Origin of the sequence: Microvirga sp. 2MCAF38 (genome assembly GCF_052115485.1) — a bacterium.
Lineage (GTDB): Bacteria > Pseudomonadota > Alphaproteobacteria > Rhizobiales > Beijerinckiaceae > Microvirga.
The window spans coordinates 83,149-102,567 of sequence record NZ_JBFRGU010000003.1 but is presented as its reverse complement, the minus strand read 5'-3'; the positions used below and the strand labels follow the sequence as shown (position 1 = coordinate 102,567).

General features: G+C 57.5%; 16 protein-coding genes. 3 read left to right on the top strand and 13 right to left on the bottom strand.

Translation table 11 applies throughout. The features are described 5' to 3' along the window. Window positions 1–13: 13 nt before the first annotated feature. The 4 genes from AB4072_RS07405 to AB4072_RS07390 all read right to left on the bottom strand — a co-directional run bounded on the left by AB4072_RS07405 (window position 14) and on the right by AB4072_RS07390 (window position 6,344). Window positions 14–2,212 (bottom strand): type I secretion system permease/ATPase, encoded by a 2,199-nt coding sequence (locus tag AB4072_RS07405; protein WP_441966720.1) that lies wholly within the window; start codon window positions 2,210–2,212, stop codon window positions 14–16. Between the two features lie 37 nt (window positions 2,213–2,249). Continuing rightward, complete coding sequence (locus AB4072_RS07400; RefSeq protein WP_441966719.1) at window positions 2,250–4,226, bottom strand: hypothetical protein; 1,977 nt, start codon at window positions 4,224–4,226, stop codon at window positions 2,250–2,252. Between the two features lie 86 nt (window positions 4,227–4,312). Beyond that, window positions 4,313–5,314, bottom strand: coding sequence for a hypothetical protein (locus AB4072_RS07395; protein ID WP_441966717.1), 1,002 nt, complete (start codon window positions 5,312–5,314; stop codon window positions 4,313–4,315). Between the two features lie 571 nt (window positions 5,315–5,885). Next, on the bottom strand, window positions 5,886–6,344 hold the full coding sequence (locus AB4072_RS07390) for a hypothetical protein (RefSeq protein WP_441966715.1): 459 nt from the start codon (window positions 6,342–6,344) through the stop codon (window positions 5,886–5,888). Window positions 6,345–6,468: 124 nt separating this feature from the next. On the opposite strand from AB4072_RS07390, the gene AB4072_RS07385 reads away from it, so the two are divergent. Both AB4072_RS07385 and AB4072_RS07380 read left to right on the top strand, forming a co-directional pair. After that, window positions 6,469–7,056 carry a hypothetical protein gene (locus tag AB4072_RS07385; RefSeq protein WP_441966714.1) on the top strand — a complete coding sequence of 196 codons (588 nt, stop codon included), beginning with the start codon at window positions 6,469–6,471 and terminating at the stop codon, window positions 7,054–7,056. A gap of 196 nt (window positions 7,057–7,252) precedes the next feature. Beyond that, window positions 7,253–7,498: a hypothetical protein gene (locus AB4072_RS07380; protein ID WP_441966712.1), complete on the top strand. Its 246-nt coding sequence runs from the start codon at window positions 7,253–7,255 to the stop codon at window positions 7,496–7,498. Window positions 7,499–7,636: 138 nt separating this feature from the next. Here AB4072_RS07380 and AB4072_RS07375 read toward each other — a convergent pair whose 3' ends face one another. From AB4072_RS07375 to AB4072_RS07345, 7 genes are all read right to left on the bottom strand, one after another. Beyond that, window positions 7,637–8,431, bottom strand: coding sequence for an ABC transporter permease (locus tag AB4072_RS07375; RefSeq protein ID WP_441966711.1), 795 nt, complete (start codon window positions 8,429–8,431; stop codon window positions 7,637–7,639). 10 nt (window positions 8,432–8,441) lie between these two features. Beyond that, on the bottom strand, window positions 8,442–9,290 hold the full coding sequence (locus AB4072_RS07370; RefSeq protein WP_441967260.1) for an ABC transporter permease: 849 nt from the start codon (window positions 9,288–9,290) through the stop codon (window positions 8,442–8,444). Window positions 9,291–9,322: 32 nt separating this feature from the next. Then, window positions 9,323–10,441 carry an ABC transporter ATP-binding protein gene (locus AB4072_RS07365; RefSeq protein WP_441966709.1) on the bottom strand — a complete coding sequence of 373 codons (1,119 nt, stop codon included), beginning with the start codon at window positions 10,439–10,441 and terminating at the stop codon, window positions 9,323–9,325. Window positions 10,442–10,565: 124 nt separating this feature from the next. Further along, entirely contained in the window at window positions 10,566–11,606 is a 1,041-nt protein-coding gene (locus tag AB4072_RS07360; RefSeq protein ID WP_441966707.1) for an ABC transporter substrate-binding protein, read from the bottom strand. Window positions 11,607–11,653: 47 nt separating this feature from the next. Continuing rightward, a complete protein-coding gene (locus AB4072_RS07355) occupies window positions 11,654–12,328 on the bottom strand; it encodes an RraA family protein (RefSeq protein WP_441966705.1) in 675 nt (224 codons plus the stop codon). 11 nt (window positions 12,329–12,339) lie between these two features. Beyond that, window positions 12,340–13,146: a carbon-nitrogen hydrolase family protein gene (locus tag AB4072_RS07350; protein ID WP_441966703.1), complete on the bottom strand. Its 807-nt coding sequence runs from the start codon at window positions 13,144–13,146 to the stop codon at window positions 12,340–12,342. Between the two features lie 144 nt (window positions 13,147–13,290). Next, on the bottom strand, window positions 13,291–14,202 hold the full coding sequence (locus AB4072_RS07345; protein ID WP_441966701.1) for a LysR family transcriptional regulator: 912 nt from the start codon (window positions 14,200–14,202) through the stop codon (window positions 13,291–13,293). A 263-nt stretch (window positions 14,203–14,465) separates the two neighbouring features. On the opposite strand from AB4072_RS07345, the gene AB4072_RS07340 reads away from it, so the two are divergent. Next, a complete protein-coding gene (locus tag AB4072_RS07340) occupies window positions 14,466–16,232 on the top strand; it encodes a cadherin domain-containing protein (protein WP_441966700.1) in 1,767 nt (588 codons plus the stop codon). Between the two features lie 99 nt (window positions 16,233–16,331). Here the strand turns inward: AB4072_RS07340 and AB4072_RS07335 are convergent, their stop codons facing one another. Together AB4072_RS07335 and AB4072_RS07330 are read right to left on the bottom strand one after the other, a co-directional pair. Further along, a complete protein-coding gene (locus AB4072_RS07335) occupies window positions 16,332–17,300 on the bottom strand; it encodes a 3-oxoacyl-[acyl-carrier-protein] synthase III C-terminal domain-containing protein (protein ID WP_441966699.1) in 969 nt (322 codons plus the stop codon). A gap of 15 nt (window positions 17,301–17,315) precedes the next feature. Continuing rightward, window positions 17,316–19,070: a thiamine pyrophosphate-binding protein gene (locus tag AB4072_RS07330; protein ID WP_441967258.1), complete on the bottom strand. Its 1,755-nt coding sequence runs from the start codon at window positions 19,068–19,070 to the stop codon at window positions 17,316–17,318. Between the last annotated feature and the right edge of the window lie 349 nt (window positions 19,071–19,419).

Here is a 19,419-nt window from a genome sequence, read left to right as displayed (position 1 = left end):
TGCCGCTCCCTCCTCAATTGTCGATGATCGGAGGAGCGTCCTGCGCGCGGCGATTACTCATCAGAGGGATGATGTCATCGCGTTTTCCGAACGCTTGAACGGAACCTTCCTTCAGCATCATGATCTTGTCGACGCTCTTCAACAGAGCCGGCCTTTGCGTGATGGCAATGATCGTTATGCCGCGCTCCTTGGCGCGCGTAAGCGCGCGTCCCAAAGCTTGCTCACCTGGAAAATCGAGATTTGAGTTCGGCTCGTCGAGCACGACGAGCCGAGGCGACCCGAAAAAGGCGCGGGCGAGCCCGATACGCTGCTTCTGGCCTCCCGAAAGCGGGCTGCCATCCATCCCGACAATGGTTTCATAGCCTTGGGAAAATTGCGAAATCATCTCGTGAACATCCGCAAGATCTGCCGCATCGAAGATCTCGTCATCCGTCACGTCTTCACGCATGCGCGCGATGTTTGCCTTGATCGAAGCGGGGAAGAGCTGCACATCTTGTGGAAGATATCCGACACTCTCGCCGAATTGACGCGGATCCCAATTCCGCAGATCCATCATATCGAGCCGCACGCTCCCCGCGGTCGGCACAATCGAACCGACCAGCATGCGCCCGAGCGTCGACTTGCCCGTGCCCGACGCGCCGACAATCGCAAGGGATTCGCCAGGCTCGAGCTGAAACGTGATGCCGTTGAGGATCACCTTCTTGTTCGGCGGTGGAACATAAAGAACACGCTCGACGCTCAAATGACCACGCGGCTGCGGAAGGCGCAGTCGCTCCAAATTCAAAGGCGAGTTCTGCAACAGCGATTTGATACGACCGTAGGCAGAGCGGGCTTGGACGAAATTGCGCCACCCTTCGATGGTGCCTTCGACCGGTGCCAAAGCGCGGCTTGCGACGATCGAGGCCGCAATGACCATACCGCCGGTCAACTCTCCCCCCATCGACAGCCAGGCCCCCCACCCGAGAATGCCGATCTGGGTTGAAAGGCGAACGAATTTCGAAAGGCCGGTCATCATGATGTTCCGGTCCTGTGCGACCACTTGCGCTTTGAGGGATTCGCCCGTTTCCCGCCCCCACATGAGAACGCCCTCGGGGATCATGCCCATCGCATTGATGACCTGTGAGTTGCGCGCCATCGCATCGGCTTGAAGATTTGCCCGTGCGGCGTAGGAATTGGCGCGCGCGAACGGAACGGCGGTCAGCTTCTGGTTCAACGCGGCAACGATCAGCAACACCGCGCCAGTTCCGCCGACGATGTATCCCAACTGCGGGTGGATCAGAAAAACCGCCAACAGGTAAACCGGCGCCACGGGTGCATCGAGCATCATGAGGAGTACAGGGCCGGTCAGAAAGCCTCGAATATGCTGAAGATCCGACAGCGTCTGAAACTCCTTGCTCGATCCGCTTTGCGAAGCCTTCGCGGCGGCGCTCAGCACGGGAGCACCAAGTTTACTTTCGGCTTCGACTGCGATCCGCATCAGAATGAAACGGCGCATCATGTCCATCAGAACATGCGCGAGAACGGCACCGACAACGACAAGCGACAACATGGCGAGCGTGTCGAGACTCCGGCTTGTCAGCACACGATCCGAGATATTGAACAGGTAGATCGGGATCGCCAGAACAAGCATGTTGACGAAGAACGAGAAGATCGTGACCGTGATGAGGTTTCGACGGCAGGCAGCCAGCCCCTTGCTGAGAACCTCGCGGAAATCGCGGTCGCCGGAGCGCTGCTGCAATGGTGGAGGGCCACCCGGGCCGCGTCCTCCTCCCCTGCTCCCCCCGCCGCCATTGCCGCCTCCTGTCGAGGGGCCATCCGGCGCCCTGCCGCCCGATTTGCGACCCGGTTCCGGATTCGCGGGGCGTAATTGCGACGGCTGGAACGTGGTGGGCCCCTCGGATTTCCCTTTTAGATCGACAACGTCGGCACGGTGGGGAACAGTTTGTGTTGCACCATCATCCACCGCGCGCGAAACGGCTCCGCCTGCGGCCTCGGTTGTAGTACTGCGTTTTTCAGTCTCCGATATGTTTGCGGTTGCCGCCGATTGGAACGATGCGTGCGCTTCGGGAGCGATATAGCGATCAGCCGAACGTCGTCGATAATCGTCTTCCAACTGCGCAAGCATGGACGACAGAGACGTCTCGCTTGACTTGGAGGCGGATGACGTTCGAAGCGGCTCCGGCAGAAGCCTCAAGTGGCCTTTCACAAGCATTCTATCCCCCGATCACGTCGGCATTGTGAGAGCGGATTTAAGTCAGGACATGACTAAAGATGTCCTGATTGCTGAAGATGTCCTTCGTCCACGTCATTTCATCGCTTGAGGGACCCGCCGAATGGTCCATGAATGCAACCAGTTCGGAGACAAGAGCCGTCGGATCGGTGGTTGTCGTCTCCGTTCCTTCCGACACGAGATTGGCCTGGACAAGAACGGAATCTTCGTAGAAATCGCCACCGAGATATTGCGCATAGACACCACCGGCATTGACGATTTCAGCGTGATTGCTCGCCAGATTCCCACCCGTCGACAACCATTGAAGACCGGAGCCCTGATCCGTCAGGCCCAGTTGCACAGCGAGATCGGCGTCGGAGATGACGTTGACTTGCGAGATGATGTTGAGATCGTAATAATCGCCGGTCACGAAGAGGACATTCAACGTCCCCGTGGCGGCGCCGTGAATGTTCGACCAGGTCTCCCGGCTGAGGTCGCCTTTTTCACCCAGCGCATCGACGATTTCGGAAATATTCCCCGTCAGGCCCGCAAACGTCGTCGCTCCGTATTTTGTGATCGCGGCGTCGTTCACGAGGGAGTTTTGCCCGGAGAAGACCGTTCCAGCGCCCGATGACGAACCGACGCCGATCACGTCGTTGTCGAAAACGATATTGGTCTGAGAAATGATATTGGCGGAATGGTAGTCTCCAAGGACGATGATGAGATCGTAGTGCTTACCCCAATCGACAAACTTCGCGACGTTGTATTGCTCTCCCTCACCGGTATGGATTTCCGCATAAGCGTCGAACTTCGTCTGAATGGAAACATCGCCGTCCTGCAAAAGATTCCGCTGTATGAGCGTCTTGACGTCGACTAGATTGCCTTCGACGAATTCGATTTTGACGTTCAGGTTTCCGATATTCGCGTCCGAAACGACGCCTTGCTTCACCAGTTCCTTCGCGGTGAAGGTCGCGATGTTATCGATGGGACCGGTCTCGTTTTGGACCGGCGTCGGCGAGCCGCCGGCATCGAAGATCCGGTCCTGGTCCCGCAGAATGTTCGTTTGATAGATGGCGTTCGTTTCGAAATAATCTCCAACGACGACGAGCGTTGACGGAGCCTCGTTGAGATCCGCGATAAGCGCCAAGTTTTGCGCCTCGTTCGATCCAAGCTGCGCAACCTGCGCCGGATCGGTGTCGTCTTCCAGATGTTCGGGGGGAGTGGGAGGTGTGAATTTAGGCGGCGCTTCGTGGGGGGTGTCGACCTGAAGCTCGCCGTTAACATATCGTCCGGGCTCGAGAGGAGTTTCCGTTTCCTCTCCCGACTTCAAGGCTTCATTGTGCTCTATGACCGTCTCGGTCCAGAATTTAGACGCTGTCCCAGGCTGAACGCTTAAATCCGGGATAAACTCCTCTGCGGCACTTATCATGGCCGGCAGGGCCTCGGTGCTCACAATAGGGTGCAAAACATCGTACTCGGGAGGACCATCCGTGAATACATCGCGATCAGTCGCGACATTGATTTGGTTCAAATCGGCGATCTTATCATCGCCACCCGGAGTATACGCGATCTTATAAGTCGGCTCGGGCGGCTCCGCCGGCAGATCCGGCACGGAAGGGACGTGCCGGATATAAACGAAGCGGTTGATCATATGAATGCCGGTGAGGCTCTCTAGGCCTCCGCCGAAACTGAACTCCAGATGATGGTCCGGCAGCCAGGGAGAACTTGGAGTCGCCGGCGCCAGCACCGCATGATTCTGCACGTGTTCGTGGTTTTGCCAGAAACTTGTATCGCCATGCGGGGTATTCTGATTAAGCGTCACCCGAACCGGCATGGATTTGATATCAGCCAGTTCGTATCGCGAGGATGCAAGACCGACGTCGGCGGAGCGAAAATCGGCAATGCGATAGTCGTAGGAGATTTCGTCGTAGTTCAACCGGGTCGCGATATAGTCCTTCGCGACATGAAGATACCCGGCGAAGTGCCAGATAAGCTCGGTCGTGCTTCCCTGGATCATGTTTTACTCCTGTTAGCGCGGATACACCGTGCCAGGGATCAAGCCCGTGCAGCGTGCTGCACGGGCTCTCTTCTTCGGACAGGAGCTTATGCGTCGCCTGAACTATCTCCGCCGACCACTGTCAGATCGACCGTGTTGTATTGAATGTTGGCGCCGAGAGAGATGTTCTGGTTAAAGGCCTCGAGATGGGAGGAACCAGCCGCATTGGCACTCGAATTGGCCGTGCCGTCGTCGCCGTTGTTGGAACCGAAGTTCCCGCTCTCGTTCTGGCTCCCCTGGGCCCATCCACCGACGGGGTCGGACGTCTGGCTCCAATCTGCGCTGCTCGTAAGCGTCGGCGAGGTAACCGAGTCGTTGTCCGTCAACTCACTGATCTGATTGATGCTGAATGCATTGTCGTTGCCGTCACCATTCAACGCATTTTCCAAAATCGTCATCGCATCGAAAGCCACGCCATCAAGATCGAGCCAATCGGTATCGCTCGTATTGAACGAGTCACTGATTGCAACGTCCAGGTTGAAGCTGTGATCACTATGATCGCTGCTGTCATTGTAGCTGTCGTTCACGCTCTTATCGTTGAAGGCATCGTCCAAGGCGACATCGACTGTTGTGTTGACGCTGTTGTCACTATTGTCGCTGTTGTCGTTGTAGCTGTCGGTCACGCTCTTGTCGTTGAAAGCGTCCGTCAGCGCGACGTCGACTGTGGTATTGACACTGTTGTCGCTGTTATCACTGTTGTCGCTGTTATCGCTATTGTCGTTATAGCTGTCCGTGACGCTCTTGTCATTCAGCACGTCTGACAAGGCAACATCGACGCTATTGTCGCTGTTGTCACTATTATCACTATTGTCGTTATAGCTATCGGTGACGCTGTTATCGCTATTGTCGCTGTTGTCACTATTATCGCTGTTATCGCTGTTATCGCTATTGTCACTGTTGTCATTAAAGCTATCGGCGAGTTCGACATTCACATCCGTGTTGGTGCTGTTGTCGTTGTTGCTGTCGTTGGTGCTGTCGTCATTGGCGCTGTCGACGAATGCGAAACCTGCGATGGCAGCCGCGATATTGCCGCTATTTTCGTTAGCCATGACCGTATTCCTTGCTTTTCGGTCAACGATCCGCCGGTAGCCGCTCATCATCTACGTGTGCGACGACAGGCCTTCACGATGCCGAAGTTGGTTGACGGATTTTCCGGAACGAAATCGAGTGCCTCAGATGTAATCCGAGTGATCCGCGCCGGGACTAATTTGAGCTTGCAACCAGAGACCTATAGCAACACCTCCTTTGCATTTTTTTCGACGCCGGCCGGAGCCGCATCAAACTGCTTCAGAGAGTTTCTCCGTCTTCTTTCGTGATCGAAATGCGTACATTTCAGCGCAATGACTCAGTATCTCCCATTGCAGCGGGCACGGGAGCCTCCGAAAAGACTTTCTTATTCCATATAATTTGAGAAGCTTCGTATCGTCCCTCTGCTTTGGCAGTAGGGAGTTCGCCTCTCGCCACCTCACCAAGAGCGGGACCAATATGTCCCTGTGGGGATCTACACTCGCACTACAATATCTTTCGCCGGATAGATTCATCGATTGGAGCGAAAGAGCGGAGAGTACATACCAGAGTCGGTGAACCGTCCAGCCGTGCAAAGGGGGTAACTCGCCCGTCTTAAGCAGTTTCCCCATCAAGCGCTCCGGGTATGACGACGAGATGCTCATCAAAATATTGCCGCCACAGAGATAGAATTTCCGGGTCTGAAGCGCGCAACTCGGGGGCGACGCTATGCAATGCAGAATAGAAAGCTGAGGCCATCTGGCAGCCTTCCTCAAACTGCTCGTCTCGATCAAGGCTCAACGTAAAAATCCCTTCGCCCAGAAGAGCGGTCCGTAGACCGCTCAACTCAGCCAATGTCTCTGCCTGAACCAAGCCGAGGGCATCGGATCGCATATCGCTGACGACTTCGTGCGCGAGGAGTGTCGCCAGCATTGCGAGGAATCCGACAAGGTAAGCATCGCACCAGGCGCTATCCGGAATGCCGCCAAAATTGACGCGGGTCCGCGCGACGAAGGGAGTAATCGCCGCGACTGCTGCTTTCCGACCGCGACGCGCTTTCCACAGTTGCAGCATGGCAGCCTCATGGATTCCGTCGTGCCATCGCCTTCAAGATGGATGGAACTATAATATCCATCTGCGGTGGGCGAGGCGAGTTCGGATCGTTCAGCTATGCCGAATGGCCAATCCAGGAGGTGACATGCCAACGCGGCTTCCCCCTAAGCCCGACTTCGGTGCCATCGAGGCGGCGGCGATCGACACGGCCGATCACCGCACGATGGTTCTGGCGTTGATCGGCAATCTCGTCTTCAGCTGGTCGAACAACGAGAGCATGTTCATTTATGTTCTCATGTTGCTTCTCGAGACGGACGAAGTTTCGGCCGCCATCGTGTTCGCAACGTTGAACACGACACGCGCGCGGCTCGACCTCGTTCAACGTCTGGCAAAGGCCAAGCTCAGGGACAAGGACGCGGCCAAGACCCTTGAGCGCCTCATCACGCGTTTCAACGAGTACACGCGCACCCGCAATGAATTCAATCACTGCATGTACGAAGTTGGCCCTCGCGGCGACATCACTCATACTCATGCCATGAAGATCAAGGAAACCCCGCGTGGCCTGACACTTGGCGAGAGTCGAGCCATGGACGCTCCTCGAATGCAGGAATTGGTCAAGACGATTGCTGGATTGAAACAATTGAATCGTGATATTTGGGATTTCTTGCCCCAACTTCAAAAAAATACCTCCCCATTTCCATCGAGAGAGCTGAATCAAAATTCAGAATCTTAAATTTATAAGCTTATGAAATCTACTTTTCAGATATAGCGATATCGATGTCACGCTTTTTAGTTTGGCGAATACGTCAAATGAAGGCAGCATAATGGAGATCCTAAAAGAGATACAATATCCACTCTCTGCGCAGAGAGCAGACAAGACCAGGTGCCACGGCTAAATTCGCCTCGTTACGTAAATAGGATAACAAGCAATGAGCCTGGATCTGGATCTCGACGCGGTTGGCGCCCTCACCAGCTTCTCCGTTGGCACGCTCGACGGCCGCGATGCGATGATGGTGATTGAATTGGCCGCAACACCGGATGAATTCCGGCAAGGCATTCGCCACCAGATGCCGGTCGCGATGACTCCTGAGCATGCTCGGGAACTCGGCGAGGCCCTTTTGATGGTTGCGGAAGCCGCACGCATGGGCGCCCCCCAGACCAACGCGATGAACTGATCGGTTCGGCAGAATCGATCTCTTTCTAGAACAAGTCAGTTCGAAAGGACTGACGTCCTTGAGACCGCAACAATTGGACTGACAATCAGGTCCCATGCTGTAGACGGCCCGGACTGAACTCCCGCCCGCCCTAAGCAACTACTTCACGAAGGTCTTCGAGAGGCCCACCGTGCGGTCGACGATCATCACCACCGCGAGGGTGAGGAAGATCAGGAGCACCGATACGCTCGCCACCAATGGATCGGCGCGGCTTTCCACGTGGTGGAACAATTGAACCGGCAATGTGCTCAGGCGCGGCCCGGTCAGGAACAGCGTGATCACGACTTCGTCGAACGAGACGAGGAAGCACAAAGCCGTCGCTGCGACGATGCCCGGCGCCATCATCGGAAGCGTCACGCGCCGAAACACCGTGATTGGACGACCTCCAAGCGTCGCGGCGGCCTCCTCGCAGGCGAGTGGCAGATTGCCGAGCGTCGTCGCCAGAACACGCAAGGCATAGGGCATGGTGATGACGAGATGCCCGATCACCAACCCCGTGAAGGTGCCCAGAAATCCAATCGATGCGAAGACGATGAGGATGGCGAGACCGAGGACGATGGTCGGCAGCAGCAGCGGCGCGGTGAAAAAATTATAGAGGAAGCCCGACCCCGCCGTCCGCATCCGCACGATCACGTACGCGGCAGGGATCGCGGCTGCGAGCGACAGAACGGTGACGATGGCTCCCAGCAGAAGACTCGTCCAGAAAGCCGAGATCATCGCCGTGTTGTTCAAAAGCGCCGCGTACCAGCGGAAGGACCAGCTCGCAGGCGGGAACGAGAGAATCTGCTCCCCGCTGAACGAAATCGGCACGACCAGGATCACGGGCGCGAGCAGAAACAGGAACAGGACCGCGACGAGAACCTTCATAGTGAGAGATGTAGTGTTTGCATCCATGGTTGGGTTCCTACTCGATCACGCGCAACACGCGGGCATAGACGGCAAGCGCAGCACCGAAGATCACGAGCACGAGGATTGAAAGTGTCGCGGCGAGCGGCCAGTTCAGCGTGACGATGGCCTGGTCGTAGATTTCCGTGGCGAGCAGGAAGACGCGCCCTCCCCCGAGGAGTTTCGGTGTGATGAAAGACGACACCGCCAGCACGAAGCAGAGCAGGCAACCAAGCGCGATGCCGGGAAGCGTCAGCGGCAGAATGACCCGCCAGAAGGTCTTGCCCGGCGGCGCGCCGAGCGACATCGCGGCCTCCTCCACGCGGGGATCGAGACGCCCGAATCCGGCGAGAAGCGACAGGATCATATAAGGCATGAGGATTTCTGTCAGACCGATCACGACCCCGGTGGTGTTGAACATCAGGCGGGGCGGCGTGAAGCCGAATGCGGCGATAGCGTTGACGATAGGACCTTGGTCCGCAAGCAATGCGATCCAACCATAGGTGCGTACTACGGCGGATGTGAGCAGCGGCGAGATCACGAGCACCGTCAGAAACGTGCGCCAACGCCCCGAACTGCGATGAAGGTAGAGCGCGATCGGATAGGATACGATCAACGTGGCAAAGGTGATGCCGAGACTCACCAGGACAGAATTGACGATCAGTTCGAGATAAAACGAGTCCCCGAAAAGGCCGCTCCAGTTCGCGAGCGTGAAAGTCTCACGAATACCGCCGCCCGACAGGGCTTCGTTGAACGACATCCTCAAGAGGTTGAGGACGGGAAGAAGAAATCCGATGGCGTTGATGAGTGCGATGGGCAGAAGCAGTGCCGTGGCCGTTCCGGCCCTGCCAAGAGCCAGACCCGGCATCGCCGGTGCGGGTTGGACGGCAACGACGGCACTCATGCACCCCTCCCGAACACCATCGTATCTTCCACGCGCCATGTGAGCGCGACGGGAGCTCCGGCCGACCAGAAGCCTCGGCCATTGTCGGACGCGGCTTCCACGATGACTTCAGCACCCGCCACATCCACGTGGTATTGCAGCAAGTCGCCAACGAAGGTCACCCGCGTGAGAGTTCCTGCCAGCCGGTTGAACCTCTCCGCCGAACCTTCCGGCGCAGCGTTGGCGTCAGTGAGCTTGATGCGGTGCGGGCGCACCATGATCTCGACATTGCCACCGGGACGACTGGGCACGCGCAAAACCGATGTTCCGATGACGACGGTCCCGTCGCCGTGCGCGACGCCTTCAAGACGGTTGGTGCGGCCGACAAAAGAGGCCACGAACGGCGTCGCAGGCGTCTCATACACATCGACCGGCGAGCCGATCTGTTCGAGCTTGCCGCCCTTCATCACGACGACCTTGTCGCACATGCTGAGCGCTTCTACCTGATCGTGCGTCACGAACACGGCGGTGATGCCGAGGCTTTGCTGAATGTCGCGGATTTCGTTCCGCATCTCGTCGCGTAACTTCGCGTCGAGATTCGAAAGCGGCTCGTCAAGAAGCAGGATCGATGGACGGATCACAAGCGCACGGGCAAGCGCCACGCGCTGCTGCTGGCCGCCTGACAGTTCGCGCGGTTTGCGCTCGGATAGCGCTTCCAGCCGCACCATGGCGAGCGCTTCTTTTACGCGCTTCTCGATTTCCGATTTCGGCACGGAGCGCATTTCAAGACCGAACGCGACGTTCTTAGCAACCGTCATATGTGGGAACAAGGCATAGCTCTGAAAGACCAGCCCCATATCGCGCTTGTAGGTCGGCGACGACGTGATATCGCTCTTGCCGACGATGATACGTCCGTCGCTCGGCGTGATGAGCCCTGCGATCATGCGAAGCGTCGTCGTCTTGCCGCAACCGGACGGGCCCAGAAGAGCCACAAGTTCTCCTCTTGGCACAGCAAGGTCCAAAGCCGCGACAGCCACGGAATCGCCATAGCGCTTCGTCAACCCTTCGAGGCGCAGATGGACTTCGCGGTCGGTGTTGGCGGTCGGAGTCCCGGAGTGGATTTTTTGATGCATCATAGCGTGCTCCGTGCGAGCCTTCGGCTGCAACAGTTCGGGGCATGATCCGGAAGCGCGAGAGCGATCATGCTTAGAGGAAATAGTGCGGTTGCGCCGACCTTGACATCGACGCAACCGCATCGGCCTATCGGCTGAGCGGAATGATGCGGCGGCGCCATTGCTCCGTGATCGCATCGCGAACGCCGGCGACAGCAATCCAGTCGATGGCGATCATTTTGTCCATCGCGCCCGCTGCCGTGCGGTTGAGCGCGGCTTCCGAGATCTTCGCTTTCGCATTCGTCGGAGCGTAGAACATTTCCTCGGTGAAGGCGGCTTGCGTCTCGGGTTTCAACGCATAATCGATGAAGGTCTTGGCCGCTTTGCTGCTCGGCGCATTCTTCACCAGGTTGATCGTGTTGATCTGGAAGCCACTGCCTTCCTGCGGCAGCACCACACCGAGCTTACCGCCCGAGCTGTTGGCGTAAACCTGCGCGCGGGCGTTCCAGCCGATGCCGAGCGATGCCTGACCGTTGGCGATAGGCGCGTAGACGTCCGGCTTCGGATCCCAGGTCTGCACATTCGGCGCAAGTTCGCCGAGCCTCTTGATGCCGGCTTCAACGCTCTTCTTGTAATCGTCGCCGCCCGCCATCTTGTTGGTGATGATGGTCAGCGTCGTGCCCTGGATATCGGGGACCGCCGGAATAGCGACCTTGCCCGCATATTGCTTGTCCCAAAGGGCATTCCACGATGTCGGAGCGGCCTTCACCTGATCCTTGTTGTAGAGCAGCACGAGATTGTCGAAGGTCACCGCGACGCCGTTGACGCCTTCTGCACGAGCGGCCGGATAAAGGTCGGCGACATTTTTCGAGACGCTCTCGTCGACCTTGTCGAACAATCCCTCGTCCGTACCGGCCTTCGACACCGAGACGTCCATGATGACGACGTCGATCTGCGGCGCGGCCTTTTGCGCGCGGAGCGTGCCGAGCATCTGGGCCGAGTTCGGCATCCCGTAGAACTCGACCTTGATATCCGGATGAGCCTTCATGAAGGGCTCTACGACGGCCTTCACGTAGTGGTCCTGAAAGATGCCGCTATAGGCGGCGAGCGTGACGGTTTCGGCGAAAGCGGGCGTCGACGCGGCAAGAGCCAACGCCGACACGCCAAGCAGGGTCTTTATTTTCATCATCTGATCATTCCCTCTGGATTATRCTGCTTTTCTTCGAAACCACCGCGTCAGGCGACGCGGCGGAGGAGTTTCTCTTCCACGATGCGGGTTGCACCGGACAGATCCGGCAGCTTCTCGCCGTTGCGCAGACGCTCGAGTGTCTTGATCTCGGCTTCCTGCATGCCGATGGCGCGCTCGGCCACAGCCTTGGCATCGGCAGGGTTGAGAACGATCACGCCGCTCTCATCGGCAAGGATCGCATCGCCCGGCTCGATCACCTGTCCGCCGACGGTCACGGGAACGTTGATCGCACCTTCGAGGCCAAGGATCTTGGTGGTGATCGGCGCGGGGCCGCGGCACCACATGCCCATCTCGACCTTGCGAATCTCCGAGAAATCGGTGGCGGGGCCATCGATGATGCCGGCCTTCACACCCGCGATCTTCATGGCGTGCGTGACGACGCCGCCCCAGCAGGCATGCTTGTCGTCACCGCAGCGATCCACGACCACGATATCGCCCGGACGGACGAGCTTGGTCAGGTAGTGCAGAATCGTGCTGTCCGCGTGCGGCAGGCGCACGGTGACCGCCGTTCCGGCGAGACGCTTCTCAGGCAATACGGCGCGCAATTCGCGGTCGAGAAAGCCTGAGTGGAGGAAGTGCCCGACAGTCGCGGTTTCGACCTTCTCGAGAAGCGTGACAAGCTCCTGAGAGATCTGCTTCGGCATGGGATTTACGATGAACATCGAAGAACTCCTCAGGATAGAACGTGATGCTGGGCAACCGGCACGTTGCCGCGCACGACGCCCGTGTAGTCGAGATCGAGACGGGCGCTGGTGTTGGACACACGATCCGAGCACTGTGCGACGATGTGGCCCCACGGATCGATGACCATGGAATGGCCCCAGCACCACTTCTTGCCGCCGGCATGAGCCGCAACTTGACCGACAGCCAGGAAGTAAGTCTGTGTCTCGATGGCGCGGGCGCGGGCCAGCACTTCCCAGTGATCCTTGCCGGTCATGAGGGTGAAGGCGGCAGGCAGCACGATCACGTCGGCGCCGGCGTCGCGCAGCTTGCGGAACAATTCCGGGAAGCGGATATCGTAGCAGATGGCGCAGCCGACCGTCACATCGCCGACCTTGTAGGTCACGACATCTTCGCCACGGCTGATCGTGTCGGATTCGCGGTAGCTGACGCCGCCGGGGGTGTCGACATCGAACAGGTGGATCTTGCGATACTTCGCGATCTCCTTGCCCTTGGGATCGAAAACCAGTGTCGTGTTGTAGTGGCTGTTGCCCGCGCGCTCGACGACGCTGCCCGCATGAATCGTGACGCCATGCTTGGCCGCCAATTCCGACATCAGGCGATAAGCTTCGCCATTGGGAAATTCCTCGGCGCTGCCATGAACATTGTCACGGCCTTCTCCGAGAAACGCATAATATTCCGGCAGAACGATGAGGTCGGGGGCCTCCTCGCGCACAGCTTTCTCGATCAGGGCAGCGGCGGTTTTAAGGTTCGCCGCCTTATCATCCCCGGAATTCATTTGAATCAGACTGACTTTCACGTCCGGCCTCCGTTGGAACCAAGGCCGGCAGGTTGGGCGAGCGAGGCAAGCCAGCACAAACGCGAAATACTTTTCCTTCAGGACAAGTTTTGCTTGTTTGGCATTGCACAATGAGCGTTTTCAACGGATTGCGCCCGTGCGCGCTCACCAGGAGGCGCGATCTTTTTGCGCCAGCGAAAAGTTGCGTGCGACTTCTTGCGCCATCTGAGCGGCAACGGCCGAGATGAGATTGTCCGGATGATCGTAATAGACCGCCTGGAAGGTGAGCGGCGGGAAAGCGGGCGTCACATCGAGTGCGACCAAGGCACCGGAAGCGAGCTGCTCGCGCACGATCACGGTCGGAAGCGGCGTCACTCCGATTCCGTCCTGCGCGAGGCGGATGATGGTGGCGAGCGAATTCGAGTTGTAGATCGTGGGATCTTCTATCCCCGCCTCTTCCAGCAATTTCAAAACCCGATAATGCGGCTGGCTGTCTTTCGAGTAGGCCAAGATCGGCTGGTTCGCGATCTCGGCGAGCCCAAGTGGTCTGTTGGGCAAGCCGAGAGCAGGACTGGCAAGCCATGTGCACGCGAAGGTGCAAAGATCGAGATTGACGAGTTCCGGCGCGATGACTGGACCCATGATCAGGGCGAGATCGATCTTACGGTCTGCCACATCGCGGGCAATGTTGAGGCTCGTATCGGTGTTCAGATCGATCGCAACGCTTGGATATCGTTGCCGGATACGCTCGATGAACTGCGGCAACCACGCATGGACGATTGAATCGATGGTGCCGATGCGGATCGAGCCGCGCAAGCTCCCCGGATCGCTCACCGTATCGCGAAACTCGCTCGCCACCCGGACAAGCTCCTCCGCCTTCGCGACAGCCTGCTGACCGAGAACCGTGAGGCGCACGCAGCGCGCATCGCGCTCGAAGAGCCGGATGCCGAGATCACGCTCAAGCGTTGCAATACGGTTCGAGATCGCAGCCTGAGTGGTGTTCATCCTGTCCGCGGCGGCGGCGAAACTGCCAAGCCGCGCAACCCAAAGAAACGTCTCGATGAACCGAAGATTCATTCCCACTCGTGCTCCGACACACTACGCCACCGCTGTGCGGGGGCGCACTTTGCACCAGAGGCGAGATGTAACGCAATTTCGGGACGATTTTGAAACATTGAAACGTCGCGAAATGCTTTGTTTTCAAGCGAAAGGCCGATCGTGAATCGACACTCTGACCGGCCTCGGCGCTCACGAACGCAACGACCATCCTGGTGGTTCGAAGGGTGCGCGCCCCTACCGGTCGTGTCACCGCCACGCTTTGATATTTTATAGGTGACCATATGGCGTTTAAATTTGGAACCCCGGGCAATGACAGCTTGGAAGGCACGACCTTAAACGATGCGCTTTACGGATACGCCGGAAACGACAGTCTCTACGGGGGCATGGGTAACGACAGCCTGAACGGTGGCCTCGGGGCGGATTTCTTCGATGCCGGCGATGGGTTCGATTTCATTGTCTACAACGAGGCCCTGACAGGCGTCACCGTCGACCTGACGCGCCCATCTCTCAATGCCGGAGAAGCGGCAGGAGACACCTATTCGAACCCCCTCGCAATCGAAGGGATCATCGGATCCGCCTTCAACGATATTCTCATCGGCAACAAGATCTCCAATGATCTTCAGGGCTGGGATGGCGATGATAGATTGAGCGGTCTCGACGGAGCGGATTCTCTTTACGGCGCGCTCGGCAACGACACGCTCGACGGCGGAAATGGAGACGACCATCTCGACGGTGAAGGCGGCAACGACTTTCTCATCGGCGGCGCCGGTGCTGACACGCTTAACGGTGGCGATGGTTTCGATTTCGCCGATTACTCGACCGCAACCGATTTCGTTTGGGTCAATCTTACTCAGGTGTTCGGAAATCGGGGCGATGCCACTGGCGATATTTTTTCGAGCATCGAAGGATTGGTCGGCTCGCGCTACAGCGATTATCTGGTCGGCAACGACGAAGCCAATAACATTCAGGGTTGGTATGGCGAGGATTCTCTCGTCGGCGCCGGGGGCAACGACAGCCTGTACGGAGGAGAAGGCAACGACAGTCTGGATGGCGGCGAGGGAAATGACCTTCTCGCCGGAGAGCGCGGCAACGATACGCTGAATGGCGGTGCCGGAGAGAACACGGCGATGTTCGCTGGCACGTATGCTGAATACACTATATCTGTCCCGCAGGAAGGCACCTTCCGTGTCTCGGACAAGGTCGCGAACCGTGATGACGTCGACACGTTGACCGATATCAAATTCCTTCGGTTCTCCGATGTTACGGTGCGCATCAACAACCATGAGCCCACCAAGCTAGCCATTTCTCAGACACTGATCGCGGAAGATACGCTCGCCGCCACCATCGTCGCTCAGTTCTCGGCGTCGGATGAGGACGGAGACGCGATCGTCTACCGTCTCGTGAACTCGGACGGGCCTTTCCGCATCGACGGAAACAAACTCGTCCTGACAAGCCCGCTCGACTATGAGACCAAGGCGCAGCACACCATCACGGTGAATGCATCGAACGGCTATGGAGCAGGCACGACCTCCACATTCGTCCTGAACGTTCTCGACGTGGTCGAGACGACACCCCTCACTCTTTACGGCACTTCAGGAGTCGATTTCCTGCAGGGCGAAGCCGGAAACGATGTGATCTATGGGTATGGCGGTAACGACATGCTGCGTGGCGAAGTCGGCAACGACAAACTCTATGGCGGTGCCGGCAAGGACGTTCTCGTCGGCGGCGACGGACAAGACATCTTTGTCTTCGACACGAAGCCGAACAAGAAGACGAACGTCGACAAGATCCTGGACTTCTCCGTGAAGGACGACACGATCCATCTCGCCAAGTCGATCTTCAAGACGCTCACGAAAAAGGGCGTCCTCAAAAAGGATTGGCTGTATACCGGCTCAAGCGCCCACGACGCTGACGATCACATCATCTACAACAAGAAGACGGGCGCGCTTTACTACGACGCCGACGGCACGGGCGCGTCAGCACAGGTTCAGATCGCCTCTCTCTCGAAGGGCCTGAAGATGACGACGAAGGACTTCTTCGTCATCTGAGGCGAGCGAATTCCGGCCTTCAAGGAGGCTCTATCGTCGCGCGAGGACGGACGAGATACGCTGTCCGTCCCCGTAATTTTTCTCGTGTGCGCTTCCCGACTAAACCCGTATCAAAAGCGCCATCTGATGCGCGCCGATGCCGAGACCGACCATGACCAGCCAGGGCGTCCGAATTTCGGAATGCCGTTGTGCGAGGGTCACCGGAATAGAGGCGATGACCATGTTGCCGAGGCTCTCGAAAGTATCGAGGTAAGCGGCAGGTTGTATCTGCTCGTTCCAATGATCGAGCAGCTTCTGTGTCGCCTGATGGCTGATCAGCGTAACATCACGTGGCGCAACACCGTTTTTGTCGAGAAGACGCTTGATCAGTCGCGGCGGCCCGTCCATTCCGGTCGAGAGAAACGCCTGGACGCCGGACGAAGGATCGATCCCGTAAGTCGGGTATGCCAGGCCCTTGTGAGGCCAATGGTGCATCGCCATGGCACCGTATTCGTTGCTGAACGTATCCGATGCCCAGTCGACGACGACGAACCGCTCGCTTTCGCCGATGACGGCAGCGCCCGCGCCATCTCCAATTCCAATCGCGTGTCCCTGGCTGTAGTCCATATTGCGGGTCCAGCCAGCACCGACGGCAACCAATGCCGTCTTCGCATTTCCGGCTAAGATCGCTTCTGTTGCCAGAGTTGCGCTCAAGAGGAAATTGCTGAACTCCGATTGCACTGGAACAACGAGGGTATCGACGGGCAAGCCCATGATGCGGTGCACGTCATAGAGTGCATTGGGCGCAATGTAGTCGGACACCGATAGGTAGCCATAGAGCCTATCGATCGAATGCGTGGCCATTTGCGCATCGTTCAACGCGGCATGCCCTGCATTCGCGACAAGACCGGCAAGCGATTCATTCTGCGCCAGGCATCGCCGCTCTTTGTTCCCATAAAAAAGAGCCTTCTCGCCTGCTGCATCGGCGGAGGCCGAATTGCGCAGAGCGTCGAACACTGGATCGTCATTGCATCGCACATGGTCTGGCAGCGCGCTGCCAAAACCAAGAAAGCCAATGGATTTTGTCATCGGATAAGCGACCCTCTACGCGTCGCCTGCGACGGACTTGAATCGGTCTCCGTAAGGAGGAGCGACACGATGGTCGATGTGCGCCACGATGACTTGTGGCTGTCCGTCCCGATTGGCGCACGCGATCGCTTCTGAAAGGAAGCGTGTGATATCCCCCGGCCGGGTCGCGACGTAAGCTTTTGCACCAAGCGATTTGGAAAATTGAGCGATATCCGGCCCGCCAAGTCCGTAGAACGCATCGTCGATGGAATAGCGGCTCACCTGCGCACGTTCGCCGTGATTGACCATGCCGAGAAAGTTGTCGTTCAGGACGATTGTGATTGTTCCGACCTTATGGCGAGCAGCGGTCAGCATCTCGGTGCCGTTCATCAGGAAGGACCCGTCACCGACGAGCGCGATAGCGATTCGATCGGGACGTCCGACTTTCCCGCCGACAACCGCGCCGCAAGTCCAGCCCATCGACGACAAACCGGACGGATAGAAGATCCGCGCTGGAGGCGCAATGTGAAGGCAATGGGTTGCCCATCCGGTGCAGTTTCCCATGTCGACATAAAAATCCATGTCGTCCTGCAAGCTCGCATCCAGCTCCGCCATGACCTGCTGCGGGTGCAACGTCTCACGATCGGTTGCCGGCGTGGCAGTCAACTTGGCAGGACGCTCATCGAGCCAGGTTTGACGCGAAGAAGGAACATCCGGAGAAGCCTCTTTCCCCAGTTCGCAAAGCCCCGAAATGAACGAGCCCGCGTCTCCGATGATTGGTAGGGCCACGGGGAGGAATTGACCGATCGATCCGGAATTGATGTCGACCTGAATGACGGTTTTGATTGTCTTGAAATGTGGATGAAAGCTGCGGCTCGTCCATTCTCCGAGGCGGCTGCCAATGACGAGAAGAACATCGACTCCATCGCGAAGATAAGCCTCCGCACGAGGATTGGCGGCCGTGCCGATGACGCCGAGACCAAAGAGATCGCGCTCGGAATAGAGACCCTTGCCACGCAAGCTCGATACGACAGGAATGCAATGGCGATGAACGAATTGCGTAAACTCTTCTCTCATGTCGGAGAGCGCCTGGCCTGCGCCCGATCCAATCAGGATCAGCGGGCGTTCGGCCTGCATGAGAATTTTGAAAGCGGCGCGGATATCTTTGCTTGCAACGGAAGGAGCATCGACGGAAATCTTACCCGTGACGTGCTGTGCCGCGCCGAACGGAACAGGCTGCCGCGCGATATTTGACGGGACGCTCAAATGGACGGCAGCTTTGGGATGGCTGAGCGCTGCGCGTAAGGCGTGTGTCATGATGCGCGGGAAGCTTCCCGGGTCCACCACGCCCATGGAGAAGGCCGTGGCATGGCCTGTCAGCCCTGTCGTCTCGATGCCTCGCGCGCTGGTGCTTTCCTGAATTGCGGAGAGACCAAAACGATCTGTCGCCACTTGGCCGCTGATTGCGAGAAGCGGCACTTCATCCAAATGCGCGGAAGCAATTCCAGTCAATGCGTTGGTGATGCCGGGACCGGACGTGACCAGGCAAACGCCGAGCTTGCCGGTCGCACGCGCATACCCGTCCGCCATGAAAGCCGCGCCACCTTCGTGCGAAGTGATGATGAAGCGGATGCTCCGGTGATCCCGAAGCTCTTGTTGGAAGGCCGCAATGTTTCCGCCCGGGATACCGAAGACGGCATTGACCCCTTCGATTTCGAGTTGCGAAAGCAACGCCTGTGCAACCGTCCGTTCCCCAGCGTATCGGGAGCTTCTAAAGGTAAATGTGGCGATAGAGGTAAAAGCGACTTTAGAGAAAACTCATCGCGAGGAATTACGTCCTGCGCGTCTGTCATCAATTCAATCATCGCACTCTTGCCCCAAGCTATTTAGCGTTGACTAGATATCCAGTATTTGAAAAATGTTATGAAATTATAAAACTAGATTGCCGTAAGAGTCAGTATCAAAAATAAGATTTTTTGAATAAAAAAGAGATCAAATGGGCAACAATTGAGCTATCACAACTGAGCGTTGGTTCTCATATCCCATTGAACATCAATTTCAGACACGTATGAATCGGATTTTTCAAGCTTATCGACTTGTTGTGATGTATTGTTGCTATTTTACAACTTATCGAATACGA